Source organism: Cognatiyoonia koreensis, assembly GCF_900109295.1.
Lineage (GTDB): Bacteria > Pseudomonadota > Alphaproteobacteria > Rhodobacterales > Rhodobacteraceae > Cognatiyoonia > Cognatiyoonia koreensis.
Genome location: NZ_FOIZ01000001.1, coordinates 121,532 through 138,790, shown reverse-complemented (window position 1 = coordinate 138,790; position 17,259 = coordinate 121,532). Strand labels below are relative to the sequence as shown.

Genomic DNA, 17,259 nt, shown 5'->3' with positions numbered 1-17,259 from the left:
AAATGTGATGCTGATACCGTCACAAAGCTGCGCCTTTGGGTCAAGCTATGGGATTCCTGACCTTTTGCGGCGTTTCGCAATGGCAACAAGTCACACCTCAGCCGACGTCGGTCTTGCCCCGTCTGTCATGGCGCAGGTTCGCGTAAAGCACGTGATTGCGCCAGCGACCGTTGATTTGCAGATAGCTTTGCGCGACGCCTTCGTATTTGTAGCCGCACTGTTCGAGCAACCGCCGAGACGGTGTATTTTCGGGTAGGCACCCTGCCTCGATCCGTGACAGATCAAGCGTGTTGAAAGCGTGATGCACGACGGCCTCGATCGCTTCGCGCATGTAGCCGTGACGGGCGAAGGGTTCGCCGATCCAGTAACCCGTCGTCCCCGCCTGTGCCGGACCGCGCCGGATGTGATCCAGCGTGATTGCCCCAAGCAGCGCCTGATCTTCACGCCGGATCAGGAACAACGGCACCGCCGTACCGTTCGCGATAGAGCGTTGCGCCCAGTAGACGCGGTTGGTGAATGCCTTGCGTGAAAGGTGGTCACGCGCCCATGTCGGTTCCCACGGGCTGAGAAAGCTTTCGCTTTCGCGCCGCAGGGCTGACCATTGCCGGAAATCACCGTGCATCGGTGGGCGCAGCGTCATCCGTTCTGTTTCGAGTTTGACCTTACGCCGTGTGCCGAGCATCAGGCAGCTAACCTTGCCCGCAGCGCCTCCAGCGTGGGCGCGTTGGATGCTGGTCCGTAAAGCGCCATCGCCGCGCCTGCATTGCCAGCCATGTGGCCTGCAAAGTTGCGCACGTCCTGCGTTGTCACACCGTCGACGTGGGCGATGGTTTCTTCGAGCGGCGGAATGCGGTCCCAGATCGACAACAGACGCGCCAGTCGTTCGCCCCGGTTGGACGGGCTTTCCAGCCCCATCAGCAGACCCGCTTTCATTTGCGCCCGCGCGCGCGCGACTTCTTCGTCGGTCATGTCATCGGCGGCGCGTTTCATTTCGTCCACAGTGATTTCGGCAAGCTGGCCGATCTGTTCGGCGCTGCTGCCCGCGTAGATCGTCGTGAGTCCCGTATCTTCGTAGGCTCCTGCCTGCGCGAAGATCGTGTAGCAAAGCCCGCGGTTTTCACGGATTTCCTGAAACAGCCGCGAAGACATGCCGCCGCCCATGGCTGTGGCATAGATCTGCGCGGTATAGATCGCAGGGTCGCGGTAGTTCGGACCTTCGAGAGCAAGCGCGAAATGCACCTGTTCGAGATCCTTTGTCATCCGCTTTTCACCGCCGCCGAATGCCGCAGGTTGGATCACGGCTGCCGGTTTTACCCGTTCAAGATGCCCAAACAGGTCTTCGGCCTGCCGCACGATTGCATCATGGTCGATCCCACCCGCCGCGGACAGGATCATCTGGTTGGGTCCGTAGTGTTCACCCACAAAGTGCGACAGGTCTTCGCGGTTGAAACTGCTGACCCGTTCGGATGCGCCAAGGATAGTCCGGCCCAGCGCCTGATCGGGATAGGCGACTTCTTGCAGCCAGTCGAAAATCACATCGTCTGGCGTATCAAGCGCCTGACCGATTTCCTGCAGGATCACGCCCCGTTCGACTTCGATCTCGTCGGGGTCAAAGACAGGGTTCAGCAGGATATCTGCGATGACATCCAGCCCGAGTGCCACGTCGTTTTCCAGCACACGCGCGTAGTAGGCTGTCATCTCGCGCGAGGTATAGGCGTTGATATAGCCGCCCACGTCCTCGATCGCCTCGGCGATCTGCAAGGCGCTGCGCGTCTTGGTGCCCTTGAACGCCATGTGTTCAAGGAAATGCGCGATTCCATTCTGTTCGACCCGTTCGTGGCGTCCACCCGCCCCGACCCAGATGCCGATGCTGGCAGAATGCAGCCCCGGCATGTGTTCGGTCACGATCCGCAGACCGTTGGACAAGGTGTGCGTTTGGATGGTCAATTGATGCGATCCCGGATGATGGTTTGTATGGCTGACAGGTCGTTGGCGACGCGCGTGATGCGTTCTGAACGCTCATACAGGTCTGCCATGCGTGGGGGCAAGGGGGGATGGATGTTTGTCGCGGCTTCGACAGCCGCCGGGAATTTGGCGGGGTGCGCTGTTGCGAGCGTGACCATCGGTGTGCTGCCTTGATGCGCCTCGGCCACGTGGACGCCCACGGCGGAATGCGGGCAAAGCAATTCGCCGTGTTTTGCCACATAGGTCTTGATCGCTGTCGCGGTTTCTTTTTCGGATGCGCGCCCCGATTTGTAGGTTTCCTTGAGCGCCTGATAGGCCCCCTGGCTGATGGTGAAGCCGCCTGATTTCAGGTCTTCCATCTGCCCAGCAACCGTCCCGCCATCCTGATCGTAGGCATAGAACAGCGCCCGTTCAAAATTGGAACTGACTTGGATGTCCATCGACGGGCTGATCGTTGGCGTGACACCTTCCTTGGTATAGGCCCCGGTTTCCAGCGTGCGGTGCAGGATATCGTTGCGGTTTGTGGCGACGATCAGATCCTTGATTGGCAGTCCCATCTGTTTGGCGATGTAGCCCGCAAAGATGTCGCCAAAGTTGCCTGTCGGCACCGTATAGCTGATGTCACGACCCGGAGCGCCGAGCGATACCGCGGATGAGAAGTAATAGACCACCTGCGCCAGCACCCGCCCCCAGTTGATCGAATTGACGCCAGCGAGCGAGACCTCTTCACGGAAGGCGAAATCGTTGAACATGTCCTTGACGGCCGCCTGGCAGTCGTCAAAGTCCCCGTCCACGGCGATGGCGTGCACGTTGTCTTCGGTCGGTGTCGTCATTTGCCGGCGCTGCACCTCTGACACCCGGTTGTGCGGGTAGAGGATGAAGACGTCGACCGCATCAAGCCCGCGGAACGCCTCGATCGCGGCGGACCCGGTATCGCCTGACGTTGCCCCCACGATTGTCACCCGCTTGCCAGAGCGCGTCAGTGCGGCTTCGAACATCTGCCCGATGATCTGCATGGCGAAGTCTTTGAACGCCAGCGTCGGCCCGTGAAAGAGTTCGAGCAGGAAGTGATTGCTGTCCAACTGCACGAGCGGTGCGCGGGCGGCATGGCCGAAACCGGCGTAGGCTTTCGTGATAAGTGTTTTGAATTCAGCGTCGGTGAAGGTGTCGCCGATAAAGGGGCGCATCACGGCGAATGCGATGTCCTCATAGGATTGCCCCGCCATCGCGGCGATCTGACCCTGTGTCAGCGTCGGGATGGTTTCGGGCACGTAAAGCCCACCATCGCGGGCAAGGCCGGTCAGCATTGCCTCTTCGAATGTCAGAACGGGGGCTTTGCCACGCGTGGAGATATAGCGCATCAGGTGGCGTCCTTTTGCCGTGTGCGGAAGATCAGGTAGATCGTCATGGCCGCCCAGACGATTGCCAGCAGGAACCACGTGATTGCGTATTCCCAGTGGTCGTTCTTGATGCTGGCACTGTTGATCGGCAGCGGTGTCAGACGCGGATCCTGTGCCGTGCTGGTGTTGGCGACAACCATGATCGGCAGTGTGTCCAGTGCCTGCGACATGGCGATCACGTCGCGGGCAAACCATGTGTTTGCTGCGATGTCGGGGGCGGGCGTGGAGCTGTTCTTATCGTCCGGCCAGATCAGGTTACCAGCGATTTCCGTCAGGTCCGTGCGCGGGGCGGCGTCTTTCGCATCCAGCGGCAGCAGCCCCAGATCGACGAGAATCGCGCCGCCCGATTGCATTTCGAATTTCGAGATGGTCCGGAAACCTGTTCCCGCTTCCGTGCCCGACACAAGCACATGCAGTTCTTCGCCCGTCGGACGCCCGACCACATAGACCCCGCGATAGTTGTCGTTTGCCCGCGACACCGAGAGCGGCAATGCCACCGGATCAGCGGCAAGCCGGGCGTCGATATCTGCAAGGATCGTCTCTTTCCATTCCAGCCGCTGCAGCTGCCAGATGCCAAGGTAAAGGAGGATTGCACATCCGCCGATGCCAAGGATGAGGGGGAAGATGATGTTGCGCAAAGTGCCGTTCCGCGATGAATTTCGTCAGGGGTCTATAGCCCCGTTCAGCCTGCGGGGAAAGGGTGTCACACCGTCAAGAAAAAGGGCGGGGAAACCCCCGCCCTTTGGATCATTGGATGGTGCCGACCTTAGCCGCCCCAGACGTAGACGGCGGCAAAGAGGAACAGCCAGACAACATCAACGAAGTGCCAGTACCATGCGGCTGCTTCAAACCCGACGTGCTTTTCCGGGGTGAAGTGACCGGCCTGCAGACGTGCGAGGCACACTGCCAGGAAGATCGTCCCGATGATTACGTGGAAGCCATGGAAGCCCGTCGCCATAAAGAAGTTCGCGCCATAGATATTGCCCGAAAAGCTGAACGCCGCGTGGCTGTATTCGTAGGCCTGAAAGCCGGTGAAGATCACACCGAGTCCGATCGCGATGATCAGGCCCCATTTCATGTCTTCGCGGTTGTTTTCGTGCACAAGCGCGTGGTGCGCCCAAGTTGCCGCCGCACCCGAACACAGCAAGATCAGCGTGTTGATCAGTGGCAGGTGCCATGGGTCGAAGGTTTCGATCCCTGCCGGCGGCCAGACACCATCGACTGCCGGGCTGTTCGGGCTCATCGGGTACATGGCGTGCTTGAAGAAGGACCAGAACCATGCCGCAAAGAACATGACTTCGGACATGATGAACATGATGAACCCGTACTTCAGGCCGATGCGCACCACAGGCGTGTGATCGCCCACTTTGCTTTCCTCGACCACGTCGGACCACCACGCGTACATCACGTAAAGCACGAGCGCGAGGCCGATAAGGAACATGTAGGGACCGCCGCCCTGTTTTGGCATCCAGAGAACGGCGCCAAACAACATGAAGAACGCGCCGACCGAACCGAGAAGCGGCCAGATCGAGGGGTTCAGAATGTGATAATCGTGGTTCTTTTCATGTGCCATGTGCAGTCTTCCCTGGCTTGAGCGGCTTATTGTGTCACGGGCGCAGGGGTCTGCGCCGCAGTCTGGTCCAGATAGGCCTGCATCTCTTCTTCGGGCAGGTCAATCTGATAAAACGTATAGCTGAGCGTAATTGTGTGTACGTGCTGGCCTTCGCGGTCGTTCACGATCGCGGGATCAACGAAGAAGTTGACCGGCATCAGCACCGTTTCACCGGGCATCAGCACCTGTTCTTCAAAGCAGAAGCAATGGATCTTGTCAAAGAACGCGCCCGCCTCGTAAGGGGTCACGTTGTAGGACGCGCTTCCGGCGACGGGCACATCAAGCGGGTTGTGCGCCTCGTAATATGCCATGCCGGTTTCACCGATCCGCAGGGTCATTTCCCGCACTTCGGGTTTGAAGGTCCATGGCATGTCCCGTTCGAGCGATGCATCGAACCGGATGGTGATTTCCTGATCAAGAATGGTGTCCGGCCCGACTTCGGCGACATTCGTCACACCGCCAAATCCCGTGACCCGGCAGAACCAGTCATAAAACGGGACAGACGCCCAAGCCAGCCCGCCCATGAACACGACCACACCCACCGTCTGAATCAGCGTGCGTGCGGGACCCTGCACATTGGGAAGAAAGCGCATCAGTTGCTCCCTTCTTCGGGGATGATTTGCGGGCGGGCGACGTGATCGAAGCGTTCAAATGCCTCTACCTCGCCCAGTTGGATCACCTTGACGACCGTCAGGCCGAACACGATGGCGATAAACCCGACGAGGATCAGGCCCACTCCCATGTTCTTGCCCAGACGGCGCTGGTGGATTTCATGTTCGACTTTCAAAGCCATTACCAGCCACCCAGACCTTGTGTCTTCAGGATTGCCTCTGCCAGCAGGGCCAGGAAATGCGCAAAGAGGTAGTAGAGCGAGATCTTGAAGGTATTCTTTTCGACGGCGAAATTGTCCGCATCTGCCGCGTCGGTGTCGCGCTTCCAGATGTCATAGCATCCCTTGAGGAACCAAGCGTTCATTGCAACCGCTGTCGCCATGTAGAGCGGACCGCCGACTGACGTCAGCCCGAGCCCGAGTGCCACCGGCACCAGCAGCAGCGCATAGCCCAACACGTGGTTGCGCGTCGTGCGCGTGCCATGTGTCACGTTCAGCATCGGCACGCCGGCATCGCCGTAATCGGATTTCATGAACAGGGCGAGCGCCCAGAAGTGTGGCGGTGTCCACATAAAGATCAACGCGAACATCAGCACGGATTCAATGCCGATCCCGCCTGTTGCCACGGCCCATCCGATCATCGGGGGGAAAGCACCTGCCGCGCCGCCAATGACGATGTTCTGCGGTGTCGCCCGCTTGAGCCACATCGAATAGACGACCGCGTAAAAGAAGATGGTGAAGGCCAGCAGACCAGCCGCCAGCCAGTTTGTTGCCAGCGCCAAAAGCACCACCGAAAAGCCGGAGAGCGCCATACCGATGGCGAGTGCTTCGCCCGGTTGCACGCGCCCGTCTGGGATCGGGCGTTTCGCTGTCCGCTTCATCACGGCGTCGATATCCGCGTCCCACCACATGTTCAGCGCGCCAGAGGCCCCTGCCCCGACAGCAATGCAAAGGATCGCGACAAATCCGATGAACGGATGCACCGGGACCGGCGAGACCAACAGGCCAACGAGTGCCGTGAACACGACAAGCGACATGACACGCGGTTTCAGCAGGGCGAAATAGTCGCCCATGCTGGCTTCGTAGTCTGTCGTGCTTTGCAGGCTTGCGTCGCTCATCTGTGTCCTCTGGCGGCGGGTACGCGTGTGCGCACCCTAGACCTTATACAGGGTTTTCGATCTTGGCTTCGGCAAGCCAGGCGTCATAGGTTTCCTGGCTGACCACCTTGACCGTGATCGGCATGTAGGCGTGATCCTTACCGCAAAGTTCGGAACACTGGCCAAAGTAGATGCCTTCTCTTTCAGCGGCAAACCAAAGCTGCGCAAGGCGGCCGGGCACGGCGTCCTGCTTGACCCCGAATGCCGGGACCGTCCACGAGTGGATGACGTCGGCCCCTGTCACGGTCATCACGACCGTTTTGCCCACAGGCACGACGACGGCGGTGTCGGTGGCCAGCAGGTGCAGGCTTTCGTCATAACCGAATTCGGCCAGTTCGTCTTTGGCGAGCATGAAGCTGTCGAATGCGACTTCTTCATCCGTATATTCATAGCCCCAGTACCACTGGTAGCCTGTCACCTTGATATTGATGTCAGCTTCGGGGATTTCCTGCTGGTCGAACAGCACGGGCAGCGACCATGCACCGATGAAGACTAGGATCGCAATCGGCACCACTGTCCATGTCACTTCGAGTGCGGAATGGTGCGTGAATGTCGCCGGTGTCGGATTTGACTTGCGGTTGTAGCGCACCGCAACCCAGACCAGCAGACCAACAACGAAAAGCGAAATCGCCGTGATGATGATCAGCAGCATGCCGTCGAGCCATTGCAGGTCGCGCGCAAGTTTGGTTGCCGCGAACTGGAAACCCGTCGCGCCGTTTTCCGGTGCACCGATCACTTCAAGTTCCTGGTTCACGTCCTGTGCGAAGGCTGCTGTTCCCGACATGATCAGGCCAGCCGTGGCGAAAATCGATGTTGCAAGTGAGGTGAGTCGCATATTCTACCCTTGTTCCGCACCACGTCGCAGTGCTTTATCGGTTGGCTCATCCGCCGAAAGGGGCGGAATCCCGTTGTATCCCGGCGACCGTGTCCCATATCCTGATAAACAACTCAAGAACCCCAGTTGCGGCAAACAGACGCTTTTTTCACGAAAGACCCGTTTTTTGCCCTGCCCCAGAGGAAAACAAGCATGTCGCACGATCCGTTCCGCCCGTTCGAGACCCATCTGGATCAGGAAACCGCCCTTTCGCTGGTCCGCGAGGCGACGGCGGGGGCCGATGACGGTGAGCTGTTCCTTGAACGCCGCAAGTCAGAGATGCTCTCTTTTGACGATGGCCGCGTGAAAACCGCAAGCTTTGACGCCTCTGAAGGCTTCGGTTTGCGTGCCGTGCGCGGCGAAACCGCCGGATACGCCCATTCAACCACCATCGACGAACACGCCTTGCGCCGGGCTGTCGCGACTGCGCGGCTTGCCGTTGGCGATGGTGGCGGGACGATGTCCGCCGCCCCTGCCGGCACGAATCGTAAGCTTTACAGCGACGAAGACCCGATGGCGCAGGCCACCTTCCCTGCCAAGATCGACCTTTTGCGTGAAATCGATGCTTTTGCCCGTGGGCTTGATCCGCGCGTTGTGCAAGTGTCCGTCAGTCTGGCCGCATCCCATCAGGAGGTTCTGATTCTGCGCCCCGAAGGCACCCTTGTCACCGACACCCGCCCTATGTCGCGCATCAACGTCAACGTCATGGTTGAGGAAAACGGCAAGCGCGAAAGCGGCAACATGGGAGGTGGTGGCCGCGCTGGTCTGATCGGTCTGATCGCAAGGGATCACTGGGAAGGTGTCGTGCGCGAGGCGTTGCGCATCGCGCTGGTCAATCTGGACGCCGAGCCGGCCCCCGCCGGTGTCATGGACGTTGTGCTGGGACCAGGCTGGCCCGGTATCTTGCTGCACGAAGCGATTGGCCACGGCCTTGAAGGCGATTTCAACCGCAAGGGCACCAGTGCCTTTGCCGGTTTGATGGGCACACAGATCGCCGCGAAGGGCGTGACCGTGCTGGATGACGGTACAATTCCGGATCGTCGCGGATCAATCACCGTGGACGACGAAGGCACCCCCAGCGCCAAGAATACCCTGATCGAGGACGGCGTGCTTGTTGGCTATATGCACGATCGCCAGAACGCCCGGTTGATGGGGGTCGCCCCCACCGGGAACGGGCGGCGCGAAAGCTATGCCCACGCCCCGATGCCGCGCATGACGAACACATACATGCTGGCAGGTGACGCCAGCCCCGAAAGCCTGGTCGCCGATCTGAAAGACGGGATCTATGCCGTCGGATTTGGCGGCGGGCAGGTCGATATTACCAACGGCAAGTTCGTGTTTTCCTGCACCGAAGCCTACCGCGTCAAGAATGGCGTGGTCGGTGCCCCCGTGAAAGGGGCGACGCTGATCGGTGACGGCGCGACCGCGCTGAAGCACATTCAAGGCATCGGCAATGACATGGCGCTTGATCCCGGCATCGGCAATTGCGGCAAAGCCGGCCAATGGGTGCCAGTCGGGGTCGGACAGCCGAGCCTGAAGATCGGTGGGCTGACTGTCGGCGGGGCAGCGGCCTGAGCAGGGTTATTTCTGGCGAGCAGAGGACGATCGTCTTGCACCGACGCAGGACCGAACTGGCCTGTTTCAAGACGTGGTCAGTCCTGCGGCAGGCTCTCGCATTCATTCCCTGTTAACTGCGATGGTCTAGACCTGATTCTGCAACAGTCGGAGTCTGGGATGACCGGAAAACAGCCTTCTTCCCCCACCCCCCCACTCCCACCAGAGGAAACTGTCATTTTCGACCAGCTTCGGTTGTTGCGATCACGCCGCGTTGGCGTGGCGACATATAAACGCTTGATGTTGGAACATGGCACGGCGCGTGCAGCCCTTGCTGCCTTGCCGTCGGTGGCAAAGGCTGCGGGTGTTCCCGACTACGAAATTTGCCCCGAACCCGTGATCGTCGCCGAACTGAAGGCCGCGAAACGGGCGGGGGCCATCCTGCTTAGCCACTCTGATCCGCGCTATCCTGCACACTTGCGCGATATCTCCGATGCGCCGCCGCTGTTGTGGGTGATCGGGCAAACGGAATATCTGTCCCGGCCGATGATCGCGCTGGTCGGTGCGCGCAATGCCTCGTCGCTTGGTACACGCATGGCAAAACGGCTGGCCGAGGACCTGGGTGCAGCGGGATACGTCGTTGTGTCCGGCCTTGCACGCGGGATCGATGCGGCTGCGCATGTCGCCGCACTGCCACATGGCACTGTTGCCGTTCAGGCCGGGGGTGTCGATGTGATCTATCCGACCGAGAACGCAGAAATCGCGCATAAGATCGCAAAACAGGGCTTGCGGATTTCCGAAATGCCGATGGGCCTGCAGCCGCAGGCGCGCCATTTTCCGGCACGCAACAGGATTATTTCGGGCCTTGCGCGGGCCGTGGTCGTGGTCGAGGCCGCCGCCAAATCGGGCAGCCTGATCACCGCACGCAACGCGCTGGACCAGAACCGCGATGTGCTGGCCGTGCCGGGGCATCCGTTCGATGCGCGCGCTTCTGGTTGCAACATGCTGATCCGCGATGGAGCGACGCTCGTGCGCTCGGCCCGCGACGTGATCGAAGCACTTGATCCGATTGCAGAGGCCGCGCCGGAACTGCCGCTGGCCCCGCCTGTACCGCCAAAACCGCAGCGCAGCCTGCGCGAGACGAACGCGCTGCATGGTCAGATTCTTGCGCGGCTGGGCCCGTCACCTATTGCCGAAGACCAATTGATCCGCGATCTTTCGCAGAACCCGACACAGATTGCGCCGGTCCTTGTCGATCTGGAACTGCAGGGCAAGATCACGCGGCAGGCAGGCGGCTTGCTGTCGCTGGTCGGTTAAGGGCAGACCTGTGCCGGTAGAACCGACGCGTATTCGCGGCAGAACGGGCCACCGGCCCACCATGCATCTGTTGCGCCGACCGAATAGTCGTCGACATACCAATTGCCGCTTTGCAGATAGAGAAAGGCGACAACCTCTGGCCCGTCGATCTCCCATGCGGCGATACCATCGCGCAGAACAAGTGGCGTCTGCGAGATATCGATCGCGCCACCGCCAGGGCGTTGCGCTGACAACATGGCAAGTCCGCGCCCGTCTTCCACAAGTAGCGTGTTCACCACGAATTCGATCGGCGCACCCAGATCATTGACCACATGTGCACGCACTGTATCCATCAGCTCTGCCCGCAGGGCCGTACCACGCGCCGGTGTCACGGGTTCTGCCGGAACAGTTGTTGCAACACACGCAAGCGTGACGATCATTCCCGCCAGTTTCCCCTTCATGTCTGCGCCCTTTCTGCTATCCGCGACCCCGTATCAGGCTGACTTACACAAGCCGCATTGACAAGCCCTGCGCAGACACCACATGTTCCGCGACCTAATACCTTAGATTTGTTCTGGAAGGATTCTTATGCCCGTCGTCGTTGTTGAGTCCCCGGCAAAAGCCAAGAAAATCAATGGGTATCTGGGTAACGACTATACTGTCCTCGCCTCTTTCGGGCATGTGCGGGATCTGCCGCCAAAGGACGGATCGGTCGATCCCGACGCCGGGTTTGACATGAAATGGGAAGTGGCAAGCGACAGCAAAAAGCACATCAAGGCTATTGTCGATGCGCTGAAAGACGACCCCGAGCTGATCCTTGCCACTGACCCCGACCGCGAGGGCGAGGCGATCAGCTGGCACCTTTGGGAAGAGCTGTCCAAGAAGAAGGGTCTCAAGATCAGCAAGGCCGACCGTGTCGTGTTCAACGCGATCACCAAGAACGCCATTCTTGAAGCGATGAAGCACCCGCGCGAGGTGGATCAGCCGCTGGTAGAAGCCTATCTTGCCCGTCGTGCGCTGGATTATCTGGTTGGCTTCAACCTGTCCCCCGTGCTGTGGCGCAAACTGCCCGGCGCGAAATCCGCAGGCCGCGTGCAGTCCGTTTGCCTGCGCATCATCGTCGAGCGCGAGATGGAGATCGAGGCCTTTCGCGCGCAGGAATACTGGACCGTCAAGGCGATCCTGCAAAACCCGCGCGGCCAGACCTATGAGGCGCGCCTGACGACGCTGGCCGGTGAAAAGCTCGACAAGTTCAGCCTTGGGAATGAAACGCAGGCCGAAATGGCCGTGCAGGCGATCAATTCGCGCGATCTGATTGTCACCCGTGTGGAGGCCAAGCCCGGCACCCGCAATCCCAGCCCCCCGTTCATGACATCGACCTTGCAACAGGAAGCCAGCCGCAAGTTCGGCTTTGGTGCCCGCCAGACGATGTCGGTCGCCCAGCGCCTCTATGAAGCCGGGTTGATCACTTACATGCGAACCGACGGGATCGACATGGCACCCGAGGCTGTGACCGACGCCCGTGCCGCGATTGAAGGCCGCTATGGCAAGGATTACCTGCCCGCAGAGCCCCGCATCTACAAGAACAAGGCCAAGAACGCCCAGGAAGCCCACGAATGTATCCGCCCGACGGAAATGTCCGTCAGCACCGAAGATGCCAAGATTTCCGACGCCGACCAGCGCAAGCTTTATGATCTGATCTGGAAACGCACGATGGCTTCGCAGATGGCAGCCGCGCGGCTGGAACGCACGACTGTCGATATCGGCTCCAAGGACGAGCAGGTCATGCTGCGCGCGACCGGTCAGGTGATGTTGTTCGACGGCTTTTTGTCCGTCTATGAGGAAGGCAAGGACGACGCCGTCGTCGACGAGGACGACAAGCGCCTGCCACAACTGTCCGAAGGCGAAGCCGCCGCCAAGCAGAAGGTTGATCCCGAACAGCATTTCACGCAGCCCCCGCCCCGTTATACCGAAGCGACACTGGTCAAGCGCATGGAAGAACTGGGCATCGGCCGCCCGTCGACCTATGCCAGCATCGTCACAACCATTCAGGACCGCGGCTATGTTGAAAAGGACAAGAACCGTCTGATTCCGCAGGACAAGGGTCGCCTTGTCACGGCCTTTCTGACGAACTATTTCCGCAAGTATATCGGTTACGATTTCACCGCTGATCTTGAGAACCAGCTGGATGAAGTGTCCGCAGGTGATGCCAACTACAAGGATGTTCTGGCCCGCTTTTGGCGCGATTTCTCGGCGGCGATTGCCGAAACTGCGGATCTGCGCATCACCGAGGTGCTGGAAAAGATCAACGAGGTGCTGGAGCCGCATCTGTTTCCGCCAACCGAAGACGGCACCGATCCCCGCCTGTGCCCGAACTGCGGGGCCGGTCGCCTGTCCATGCGCACCGCCCGGTCCGGTGGTGCGTTTATCGGCTGTTCGAATTATCCGGAATGTCGTTACACCCGCCCCTTCGGCCCGCCCAACCCAGAAGCCGAAGCCTCGGCCATTCCGCCCGAAGGCAAGCTGCTTGGCAGTGATGCCGGTGACGAGATCCGCGTCTTCAAAGGCCGCTTTGGGCCCTACGTTCAGCGCGGTGAGGTAACCGAAGACAACAAGAAGCCGCTCCGCCAAGGCGTGCCCGAAGCCTGGAACCCTGAAGAGATCGACCTTCCTCAAGCCTTGAAGCTGCTGGAACTGCCCCGTGAAATCGGCCCGCACCCCGAAGATGGCGTCATGGTCTGGGCCAACATCGGACGCTATGGTCCTTATATCAAGCACGCTGAAAGCACATCGCATCGCGGTGGCACGAACGCCAATCTGGAGGGCATCGAAGAGGTCTGGACCGTTGGCATGAACCGTGCTGTGCAGCTTTTGGCCGAGAAGGTCGCATCCCGCGGTAATCGCGGTAAGGCCGCTGTGCCGATCCACGAGCTTGGCGAGCATCCCGACGCGGGTGGTCCGGTCAATATCTATGACGGCAAATACGGACCTTACGTCAAATGGGAAAAGATCAATGCGACGATTCCCGACACGATCGAACCGGCAGACCTGTCACTTGATGCGGCGGTGACCCTGATCGCGGAACGTGCGGCCAAGACCGGCAAGAAGGTCGCCAAAAAGAAAGCGCCAGCAAAAAAGAAAGCACCGGCAAAGAAAAAGGCGGCAGCCAAGAAGTAGGCATGTCTGCCGCGCTGCAGCAATCGCATTGACTTTGCTGTGCGGACCGCTCAATTTCCCGCCAACACGAAATACCGGGGAAGTTCGCATGAAAAAAGTCTATGGATCCGCAGCAGAAGCACTTGATGGCCTTTTGTTCGATGGCATGTTCATCGCGGCGGGCGGCTTTGGCCTTTGTGGTATTCCCGAACTGCTGCTGGATGCGATCAAGGACGCGGGCACCAAGGATCTGACGTTCGCGTCCAACAACGCTGGCGTTGACGACTTCGGTATCGGTATCCTGCTGCAGACCAAACAGGTCAAGAAGATGATTTCGTCCTATGTCGGCGAGAACGCCGAATTCATGCGCCAGTATCTGTCCGGCGAACTGGAGCTGGAATTCAATCCGCAAGGCACGCTGGCCGAGCGCATGCGCGCGGGCGGCTGTGGTATCCCCGGCTTTTATACCAAGACCGGCGTAGGAACCGTTATCGCCGAGGGCAAGGAGCACAAGGATTTCGACGGTGAGACCTACATCATGGAAAAGGGTATCTTTGCCGATCTGGCCATTGTGAAGGCCTGGAAGGCCGATCCCACCGGCAACCTTGTCTTCCGCAAGACCGCTCGCAATTTCAACCCGCCTGCCGCGATGTGTGGCAAGGTCTGCGTGGTGGAGGTCGAGGAAATTGTACCGACCGGATCGCTTGACCCTGACAATATCCATTTGCCAGGGATTTACGTGCATCGCCTTATTCAGGGTGAGCATGAAAAGCGGATCGAACAGCGCACGACCCGCGCGGCCTGATGCGGGTCGCCGTCATCGGCTCTAGCCATGTCGGCGCAATCAAAGAAGCCCTGCCGCAGATCAGGGCCGCCTATCCGACCGTTCGCCTTGATTTCTTTGCCGTCCCCGGTGGCGTATTTCGCCGCTGTGTGCTGCGCGGCGAAGTGTTCCGCACCAAACCACAAAGCGACGCTGAAGCCGCGATGATCCTGCAGGTCAACGGCACCTTGTCATGCGATGTGGCGGATCACGATCATATATGGGTTGTCGGATATCGCTTTGCCTATGGGGCCGTATTGCAGGCGTGGATCAACAATAATGATCCGCAGACCGAGATGCTGGCTGCCCTGGGCGAAAGCGTTGAACGCATCGCGACCCAGTTCGGTCCGGACCGCCGCATCACCCTGACCCCTGCCCCTTATCCATCCTTGCGCACCCGCGCCCCCGGCCCCAAGCATGAAATGCGCATGGCCCGCATTCAACGCCACCCCGAGCGGGACGCGATATTCACCGCCTATGAAACCGCACTGACACAGTTCGTCAAAACCGCAGGCTATCATTGCGTGCTGCAACCGGCTGACACGCGCGCAGCCCCCTTTGCCACCGACAACCGCTTTTTGATCGGTGCAAAGGATTTTCAGCACGGTCAGCCGCTGCAGGGCGATCTCCGCCACATGAACCACAGCTATGGACGCGCCGTTTTTGCCGCCTTTGCAGAACAGCGCCTGGGTCTGATGCCGGAAACGTCGGGCTGACCTGCGCAATTGATTTGCCCCTGCCGCCGGGCGGGGTATAAAGCTGCAACGCAGCATTTTGGGGAAACACCATGCCTTGGGACAGAAATCAGATGGCCGCCCGCGCCGCGCAGGAATTGCAGGACGGTTGGTATGTGAATCTTGGCATCGGAATCCCGACGCTGGTGTCCAACTACATTCCCGACGGGATCGAGGTGACGTTGCAATCCGAAAACGGCATGCTGGGCATGGGCCCTTTCCCGATTGAAGGTGAAGAAGATGCCGACCTGATCAATGCGGGCAAGCAGACCATCACCGAACTGCCTCAGACCGCCTATTTCGACAGCGCCACATCATTCGGCATGATCCGCGGCGGCAAGATCGCGATGGCAATCCTTGGTGCGATGGAAGTGGCGGAGAACGGTGATCTGGCGAACTGGATGATTCCGGGAAAGCTGGTCAAGGGCATGGGCGGTGCGATGGACCTTGTCGCCGGTGTCGGCCGCGTTGTTGTTGTGATGGACCACACCAACAAGCACGGCGAAAGCAAGGTGCTGAAGGAATGCACCCTGCCGTTGACCGGTCAGAAGGTTGTGGATCGCATCATTACGAACCTTGGGGTTCTGGATGTCGTGGATGGTGGTCTGAAGATCGTCGAAACAGCTGACGGCGTCACAGAAGACGCGCTGCGCGCCGCCACCCAAGCCACAATCGTCTAGCCGCATTTACCGCGAGGACACGAAAACGCAACCATCGGTCGCCAGTTCTGGCGGCGTTTGGCACAATCCGCGTGCCAGCGCGAAGGCGGCCAGCACCTTGGGCACATAGGCCCGCGTTTCCGGATAGGGCGGCACACCGTTGTTGTTGCGCACGGCCCCTTCGCCTGCGTTGTATCCCGCAAGCGCGAGGATCGGATCGTTGTTGAAATGGTTCATCAACCAGTTGAGGTAGGCAACACCACCCTTGATGTTATCCTCGGCCACCAGCCGATCTGTCACGCCGAACCGTTCAGCTGTGGCTGGCATCAGTTGCATCAGGCCCTGCGCACCGGCGGTGCTCTCGGCGTCCGGGCGGCCCGCGCTTTCGACAGAAATCAAGGCCAGCACCAGGGCCGGTGAAACATCCGTGCCGACGGTTTCCCTGAGGATCGTCGCACCATGGGCTGTCGCAATATCATGCAGTGTCTGCAAGCGTGGGATGGGAACATCCTTGCCGCTGGGTGCCTGATCAATCGCGACAAGCGCAGGCAGCAGGCGTCCGGGTTGGCTAGCGGTCAGATCGGGCGACACAGCTTCCCAGAACCATTCAAGCCCTGTGACACGTGGAGCCGCTGGTGCGCCACCGCCGCCTGTGCCCGCTGCCGCCGGACTGCTTGGCGCGCTGGGCGCGTTTGGACGGATTTGAACGGTAATCCGATTTCCGGTGCCCGTGGCCACGCCGATACGCTTGAAAGTGAATTCCGGCTGGAGCCGATGTTGTTCGGCATGTGCGACCGACGCAAACGCCAGTGTGGCCGCCAAAGCGAACCATTTGATAAAGAGATTCATTTTTTTGCCCGCCTCAACGGTATTTTTGATTACAGATTGAATCGCATCTTTGTGGCGCATTCCAAAGCGAAACGAGAACAATCAAATGAAATGGATTTGATTGGACGCAAAACGGCAACGGTGCAATCACTCAAATCCAACTGATTCAACTTTTTTATTCAATAATTACAAGTGATTACATTTTTGTGCCGGAGAAAATGAAGAACCCGTAAAATGGCACCAATCGGGTCCCATTCGCGCCGCATTCAAGGGCCAAAACATAGTCATCCAAAGCGGGGATCGAGCCAATAAGAGGCCGGCCCGAGATGATCTGCCTAGGACTACTTGAACACTAGCGAAACCCTGAGGAGGGAAATCACATGCTTAACTTTATCAAAAACTTCCGCAACGACGAAGACGGCGCAGTCACAGTTGACTGGGTTGTTCTGACAGCTGCTATCGTGGCTCTGGGCCTCGTTGTAGGTACTTCCGTCAAGACAGGCGCAACCGACCTGGCAACTGACGTTGGCGCTGACCTGACAGCTCAGGTTACTCCATAATCTGATTTGACCTAACGGTCGCAGATATATA

Annotated in this window: 18 protein-coding genes; 7 read left to right on the top strand and 11 right to left on the bottom strand. The window is 59.4% G+C overall.

Annotated features, from left to right (window positions below):
• Positions 1 to 97: 97 nt before the first annotated feature.
• The 9 genes from BMY44_RS00710 to coxB all read right to left on the bottom strand — a co-directional run bounded on the left by BMY44_RS00710 (position 98) and on the right by coxB (position 7,579).
• Positions 98 to 682 carry a GNAT family N-acetyltransferase gene (locus BMY44_RS00710; protein WP_089989039.1) on the bottom strand — a complete coding sequence of 195 codons (585 nt, stop codon included), beginning with the start codon at positions 680 to 682 and terminating at the stop codon, positions 98 to 100.
• The gene (locus tag BMY44_RS00705) at positions 682 to 1,947 is read right to left on the bottom strand and encodes a M16 family metallopeptidase (protein ID WP_089989036.1); all 1,266 of its coding nucleotides are present in this window, start codon (positions 1,945 to 1,947) and stop codon (positions 682 to 684) included. Before BMY44_RS00705 ends, BMY44_RS00710 begins: the two co-directional genes overlap by 1 nt.
• Positions 1,944 to 3,326, bottom strand: coding sequence for a threonine synthase (thrC, locus tag BMY44_RS00700; RefSeq protein ID WP_089989033.1), 1,383 nt, complete (start codon positions 3,324 to 3,326; stop codon positions 1,944 to 1,946). Before thrC ends, BMY44_RS00705 begins: the two co-directional genes overlap by 4 nt.
• Positions 3,326 to 4,003 (bottom strand): SURF1 family protein, encoded by a 678-nt coding sequence (locus tag BMY44_RS00695; RefSeq protein WP_089989031.1) that lies wholly within the window; start codon positions 4,001 to 4,003, stop codon positions 3,326 to 3,328. The genes thrC and BMY44_RS00695 overlap by 1 nt, the downstream gene beginning before the upstream one ends.
• Positions 4,004 to 4,131: 128 nt before the next feature.
• A complete protein-coding gene (locus BMY44_RS00690; RefSeq protein ID WP_089989028.1) occupies positions 4,132 to 4,938 on the bottom strand; it encodes a cytochrome c oxidase subunit 3 in 807 nt (268 codons plus the stop codon).
• 26 nt (positions 4,939 to 4,964) lie between these two features.
• Complete coding sequence (locus tag BMY44_RS00685) at positions 4,965 to 5,570, bottom strand: cytochrome c oxidase assembly protein (RefSeq protein WP_089989027.1); 606 nt, start codon at positions 5,568 to 5,570, stop codon at positions 4,965 to 4,967.
• Positions 5,570 to 5,770, bottom strand: coding sequence for a hypothetical protein (locus tag BMY44_RS00680; RefSeq protein WP_089989024.1), 201 nt, complete (start codon positions 5,768 to 5,770; stop codon positions 5,570 to 5,572). Before BMY44_RS00680 ends, BMY44_RS00685 begins: the two co-directional genes overlap by 1 nt.
• The gene (cyoE, locus tag BMY44_RS00675) at positions 5,770 to 6,705 is read right to left on the bottom strand and encodes a heme o synthase (RefSeq protein ID WP_089989022.1); all 936 of its coding nucleotides are present in this window, start codon (positions 6,703 to 6,705) and stop codon (positions 5,770 to 5,772) included. Before cyoE ends, BMY44_RS00680 begins: the two co-directional genes overlap by 1 nt.
• A gap of 43 nt (positions 6,706 to 6,748) precedes the next feature.
• Positions 6,749 to 7,579: a cytochrome c oxidase subunit II gene (gene coxB / locus BMY44_RS00670; RefSeq protein ID WP_089989019.1), complete on the bottom strand. Its 831-nt coding sequence runs from the start codon at positions 7,577 to 7,579 to the stop codon at positions 6,749 to 6,751.
• A gap of 192 nt (positions 7,580 to 7,771) precedes the next feature.
• Here coxB and tldD point away from each other — a divergent pair, with 192 nt between their 5' ends.
• Together tldD and dprA are read left to right on the top strand one after the other, a co-directional pair.
• Entirely contained in the window at positions 7,772 to 9,193 is a 1,422-nt protein-coding gene (gene tldD, locus BMY44_RS00665; RefSeq protein WP_089989017.1) for a metalloprotease TldD, read from the top strand.
• Between the two features lie 159 nt (positions 9,194 to 9,352).
• Complete coding sequence (dprA, locus tag BMY44_RS00660) at positions 9,353 to 10,489, top strand: DNA-processing protein DprA (protein WP_207510467.1); 1,137 nt, start codon at positions 9,353 to 9,355, stop codon at positions 10,487 to 10,489.
• Here the strand turns inward: dprA and BMY44_RS00655 are convergent.
• The gene (locus tag BMY44_RS00655; RefSeq protein WP_131801548.1) at positions 10,486 to 10,929 is read right to left on the bottom strand and encodes a hypothetical protein; all 444 of its coding nucleotides are present in this window, start codon (positions 10,927 to 10,929) and stop codon (positions 10,486 to 10,488) included. The genes dprA and BMY44_RS00655 overlap by 4 nt on opposite strands.
• 127 nt (positions 10,930 to 11,056) lie before the next feature.
• On the opposite strand from BMY44_RS00655, the gene topA reads away from it, so the two are divergent.
• From topA to BMY44_RS00635, 4 genes are all read left to right on the top strand, one after another.
• Positions 11,057 to 13,645, top strand: a complete 2,589-nt coding sequence (topA, locus tag BMY44_RS00650) for a type I DNA topoisomerase (protein WP_089989011.1) — start codon at positions 11,057 to 11,059, stop codon at positions 13,643 to 13,645.
• 88 nt (positions 13,646 to 13,733) lie between these two features.
• On the top strand, positions 13,734 to 14,429 hold the full coding sequence (locus BMY44_RS00645) for a CoA transferase subunit A (protein ID WP_089989009.1): 696 nt from the start codon (positions 13,734 to 13,736) through the stop codon (positions 14,427 to 14,429).
• Positions 14,429 to 15,163, top strand: coding sequence for a hypothetical protein (locus BMY44_RS00640; protein ID WP_089989006.1), 735 nt, complete (start codon positions 14,429 to 14,431; stop codon positions 15,161 to 15,163). The genes BMY44_RS00645 and BMY44_RS00640 overlap by 1 nt, the downstream gene beginning before the upstream one ends.
• Positions 15,164 to 15,234: 71 nt before the next feature.
• Positions 15,235 to 15,861 carry a 3-oxoacid CoA-transferase subunit B gene (locus BMY44_RS00635; RefSeq protein ID WP_089989003.1) on the top strand — a complete coding sequence of 209 codons (627 nt, stop codon included), beginning with the start codon at positions 15,235 to 15,237 and terminating at the stop codon, positions 15,859 to 15,861.
• Between the two features lie 6 nt (positions 15,862 to 15,867).
• Here the strand turns inward: BMY44_RS00635 and BMY44_RS00630 are convergent, their stop codons facing one another.
• Positions 15,868 to 16,689, bottom strand: coding sequence for a lytic transglycosylase domain-containing protein (locus BMY44_RS00630; RefSeq protein WP_089994311.1), 822 nt, complete (start codon positions 16,687 to 16,689; stop codon positions 15,868 to 15,870).
• Positions 16,690 to 17,048: 359 nt separating this feature from the next.
• Between BMY44_RS00630 and BMY44_RS00625 the strand changes: the two genes are divergently transcribed.
• Positions 17,049 to 17,228, top strand: a complete 180-nt coding sequence (locus tag BMY44_RS00625; RefSeq protein ID WP_089989001.1) for a Flp family type IVb pilin — start codon at positions 17,049 to 17,051, stop codon at positions 17,226 to 17,228.
• Positions 17,229 to 17,259 lie beyond the last annotated feature (31 nt).

What these genes read in the sequence shown, in the direction of transcription:
- BMY44_RS00710 (WP_089989039.1), bottom strand. Translation starts at nt 682, where the DNA reads ATGCTCGGCACACGGCGTAAGGTCAAACTCGAAACAGAACGGATGACG.
- thrC (WP_089989033.1), bottom strand. Translation starts at nt 3,326, where the DNA reads ATGCGCTATATCTCCACGCGTGGCAAAGCCCCCGTTCTGACATTCGAA.
- BMY44_RS00690 (WP_089989028.1), bottom strand. Translation starts at nt 4,938, where the DNA reads ATGGCACATGAAAAGAACCACGATTATCACATTCTGAACCCCTCGATC.
- BMY44_RS00685 (WP_089989027.1), bottom strand. Translation starts at nt 5,570, where the DNA reads ATGCGCTTTCTTCCCAATGTGCAGGGTCCCGCACGCACGCTGATTCAG.
- BMY44_RS00680 (WP_089989024.1), bottom strand. Translation starts at nt 5,770, where the DNA reads ATGGCTTTGAAAGTCGAACATGAAATCCACCAGCGCCGTCTGGGCAAG.
- cyoE (WP_089989022.1), bottom strand. Translation starts at nt 6,705, where the DNA reads ATGAGCGACGCAAGCCTGCAAAGCACGACAGACTACGAAGCCAGCATG.
- coxB (WP_089989019.1), bottom strand. Translation starts at nt 7,579, where the DNA reads ATGCGACTCACCTCACTTGCAACATCGATTTTCGCCACGGCTGGCCTG.
- tldD (WP_089989017.1), top strand. Translation starts at nt 7,772, where the DNA reads ATGTCGCACGATCCGTTCCGCCCGTTCGAGACCCATCTGGATCAGGAA.
- dprA (WP_207510467.1), top strand. Translation starts at nt 9,353, where the DNA reads ATGACCGGAAAACAGCCTTCTTCCCCCACCCCCCCACTCCCACCAGAG.
- BMY44_RS00655 (WP_131801548.1), bottom strand. Translation starts at nt 10,929, where the DNA reads ATGAAGGGGAAACTGGCGGGAATGATCGTCACGCTTGCGTGTGTTGCA.
- topA (WP_089989011.1), top strand. Translation starts at nt 11,057, where the DNA reads ATGCCCGTCGTCGTTGTTGAGTCCCCGGCAAAAGCCAAGAAAATCAAT.
- BMY44_RS00645 (WP_089989009.1), top strand. Translation starts at nt 13,734, where the DNA reads ATGAAAAAAGTCTATGGATCCGCAGCAGAAGCACTTGATGGCCTTTTG.
- BMY44_RS00640 (WP_089989006.1), top strand. Translation starts at nt 14,429, where the DNA reads ATGCGGGTCGCCGTCATCGGCTCTAGCCATGTCGGCGCAATCAAAGAA.
- BMY44_RS00635 (WP_089989003.1), top strand. Translation starts at nt 15,235, where the DNA reads ATGCCTTGGGACAGAAATCAGATGGCCGCCCGCGCCGCGCAGGAATTG.
- BMY44_RS00630 (WP_089994311.1), bottom strand. Translation starts at nt 16,689, where the DNA reads ATGAATCTCTTTATCAAATGGTTCGCTTTGGCGGCCACACTGGCGTTT.
- BMY44_RS00625 (WP_089989001.1), top strand. Translation starts at nt 17,049, where the DNA reads ATGCTTAACTTTATCAAAAACTTCCGCAACGACGAAGACGGCGCAGTC.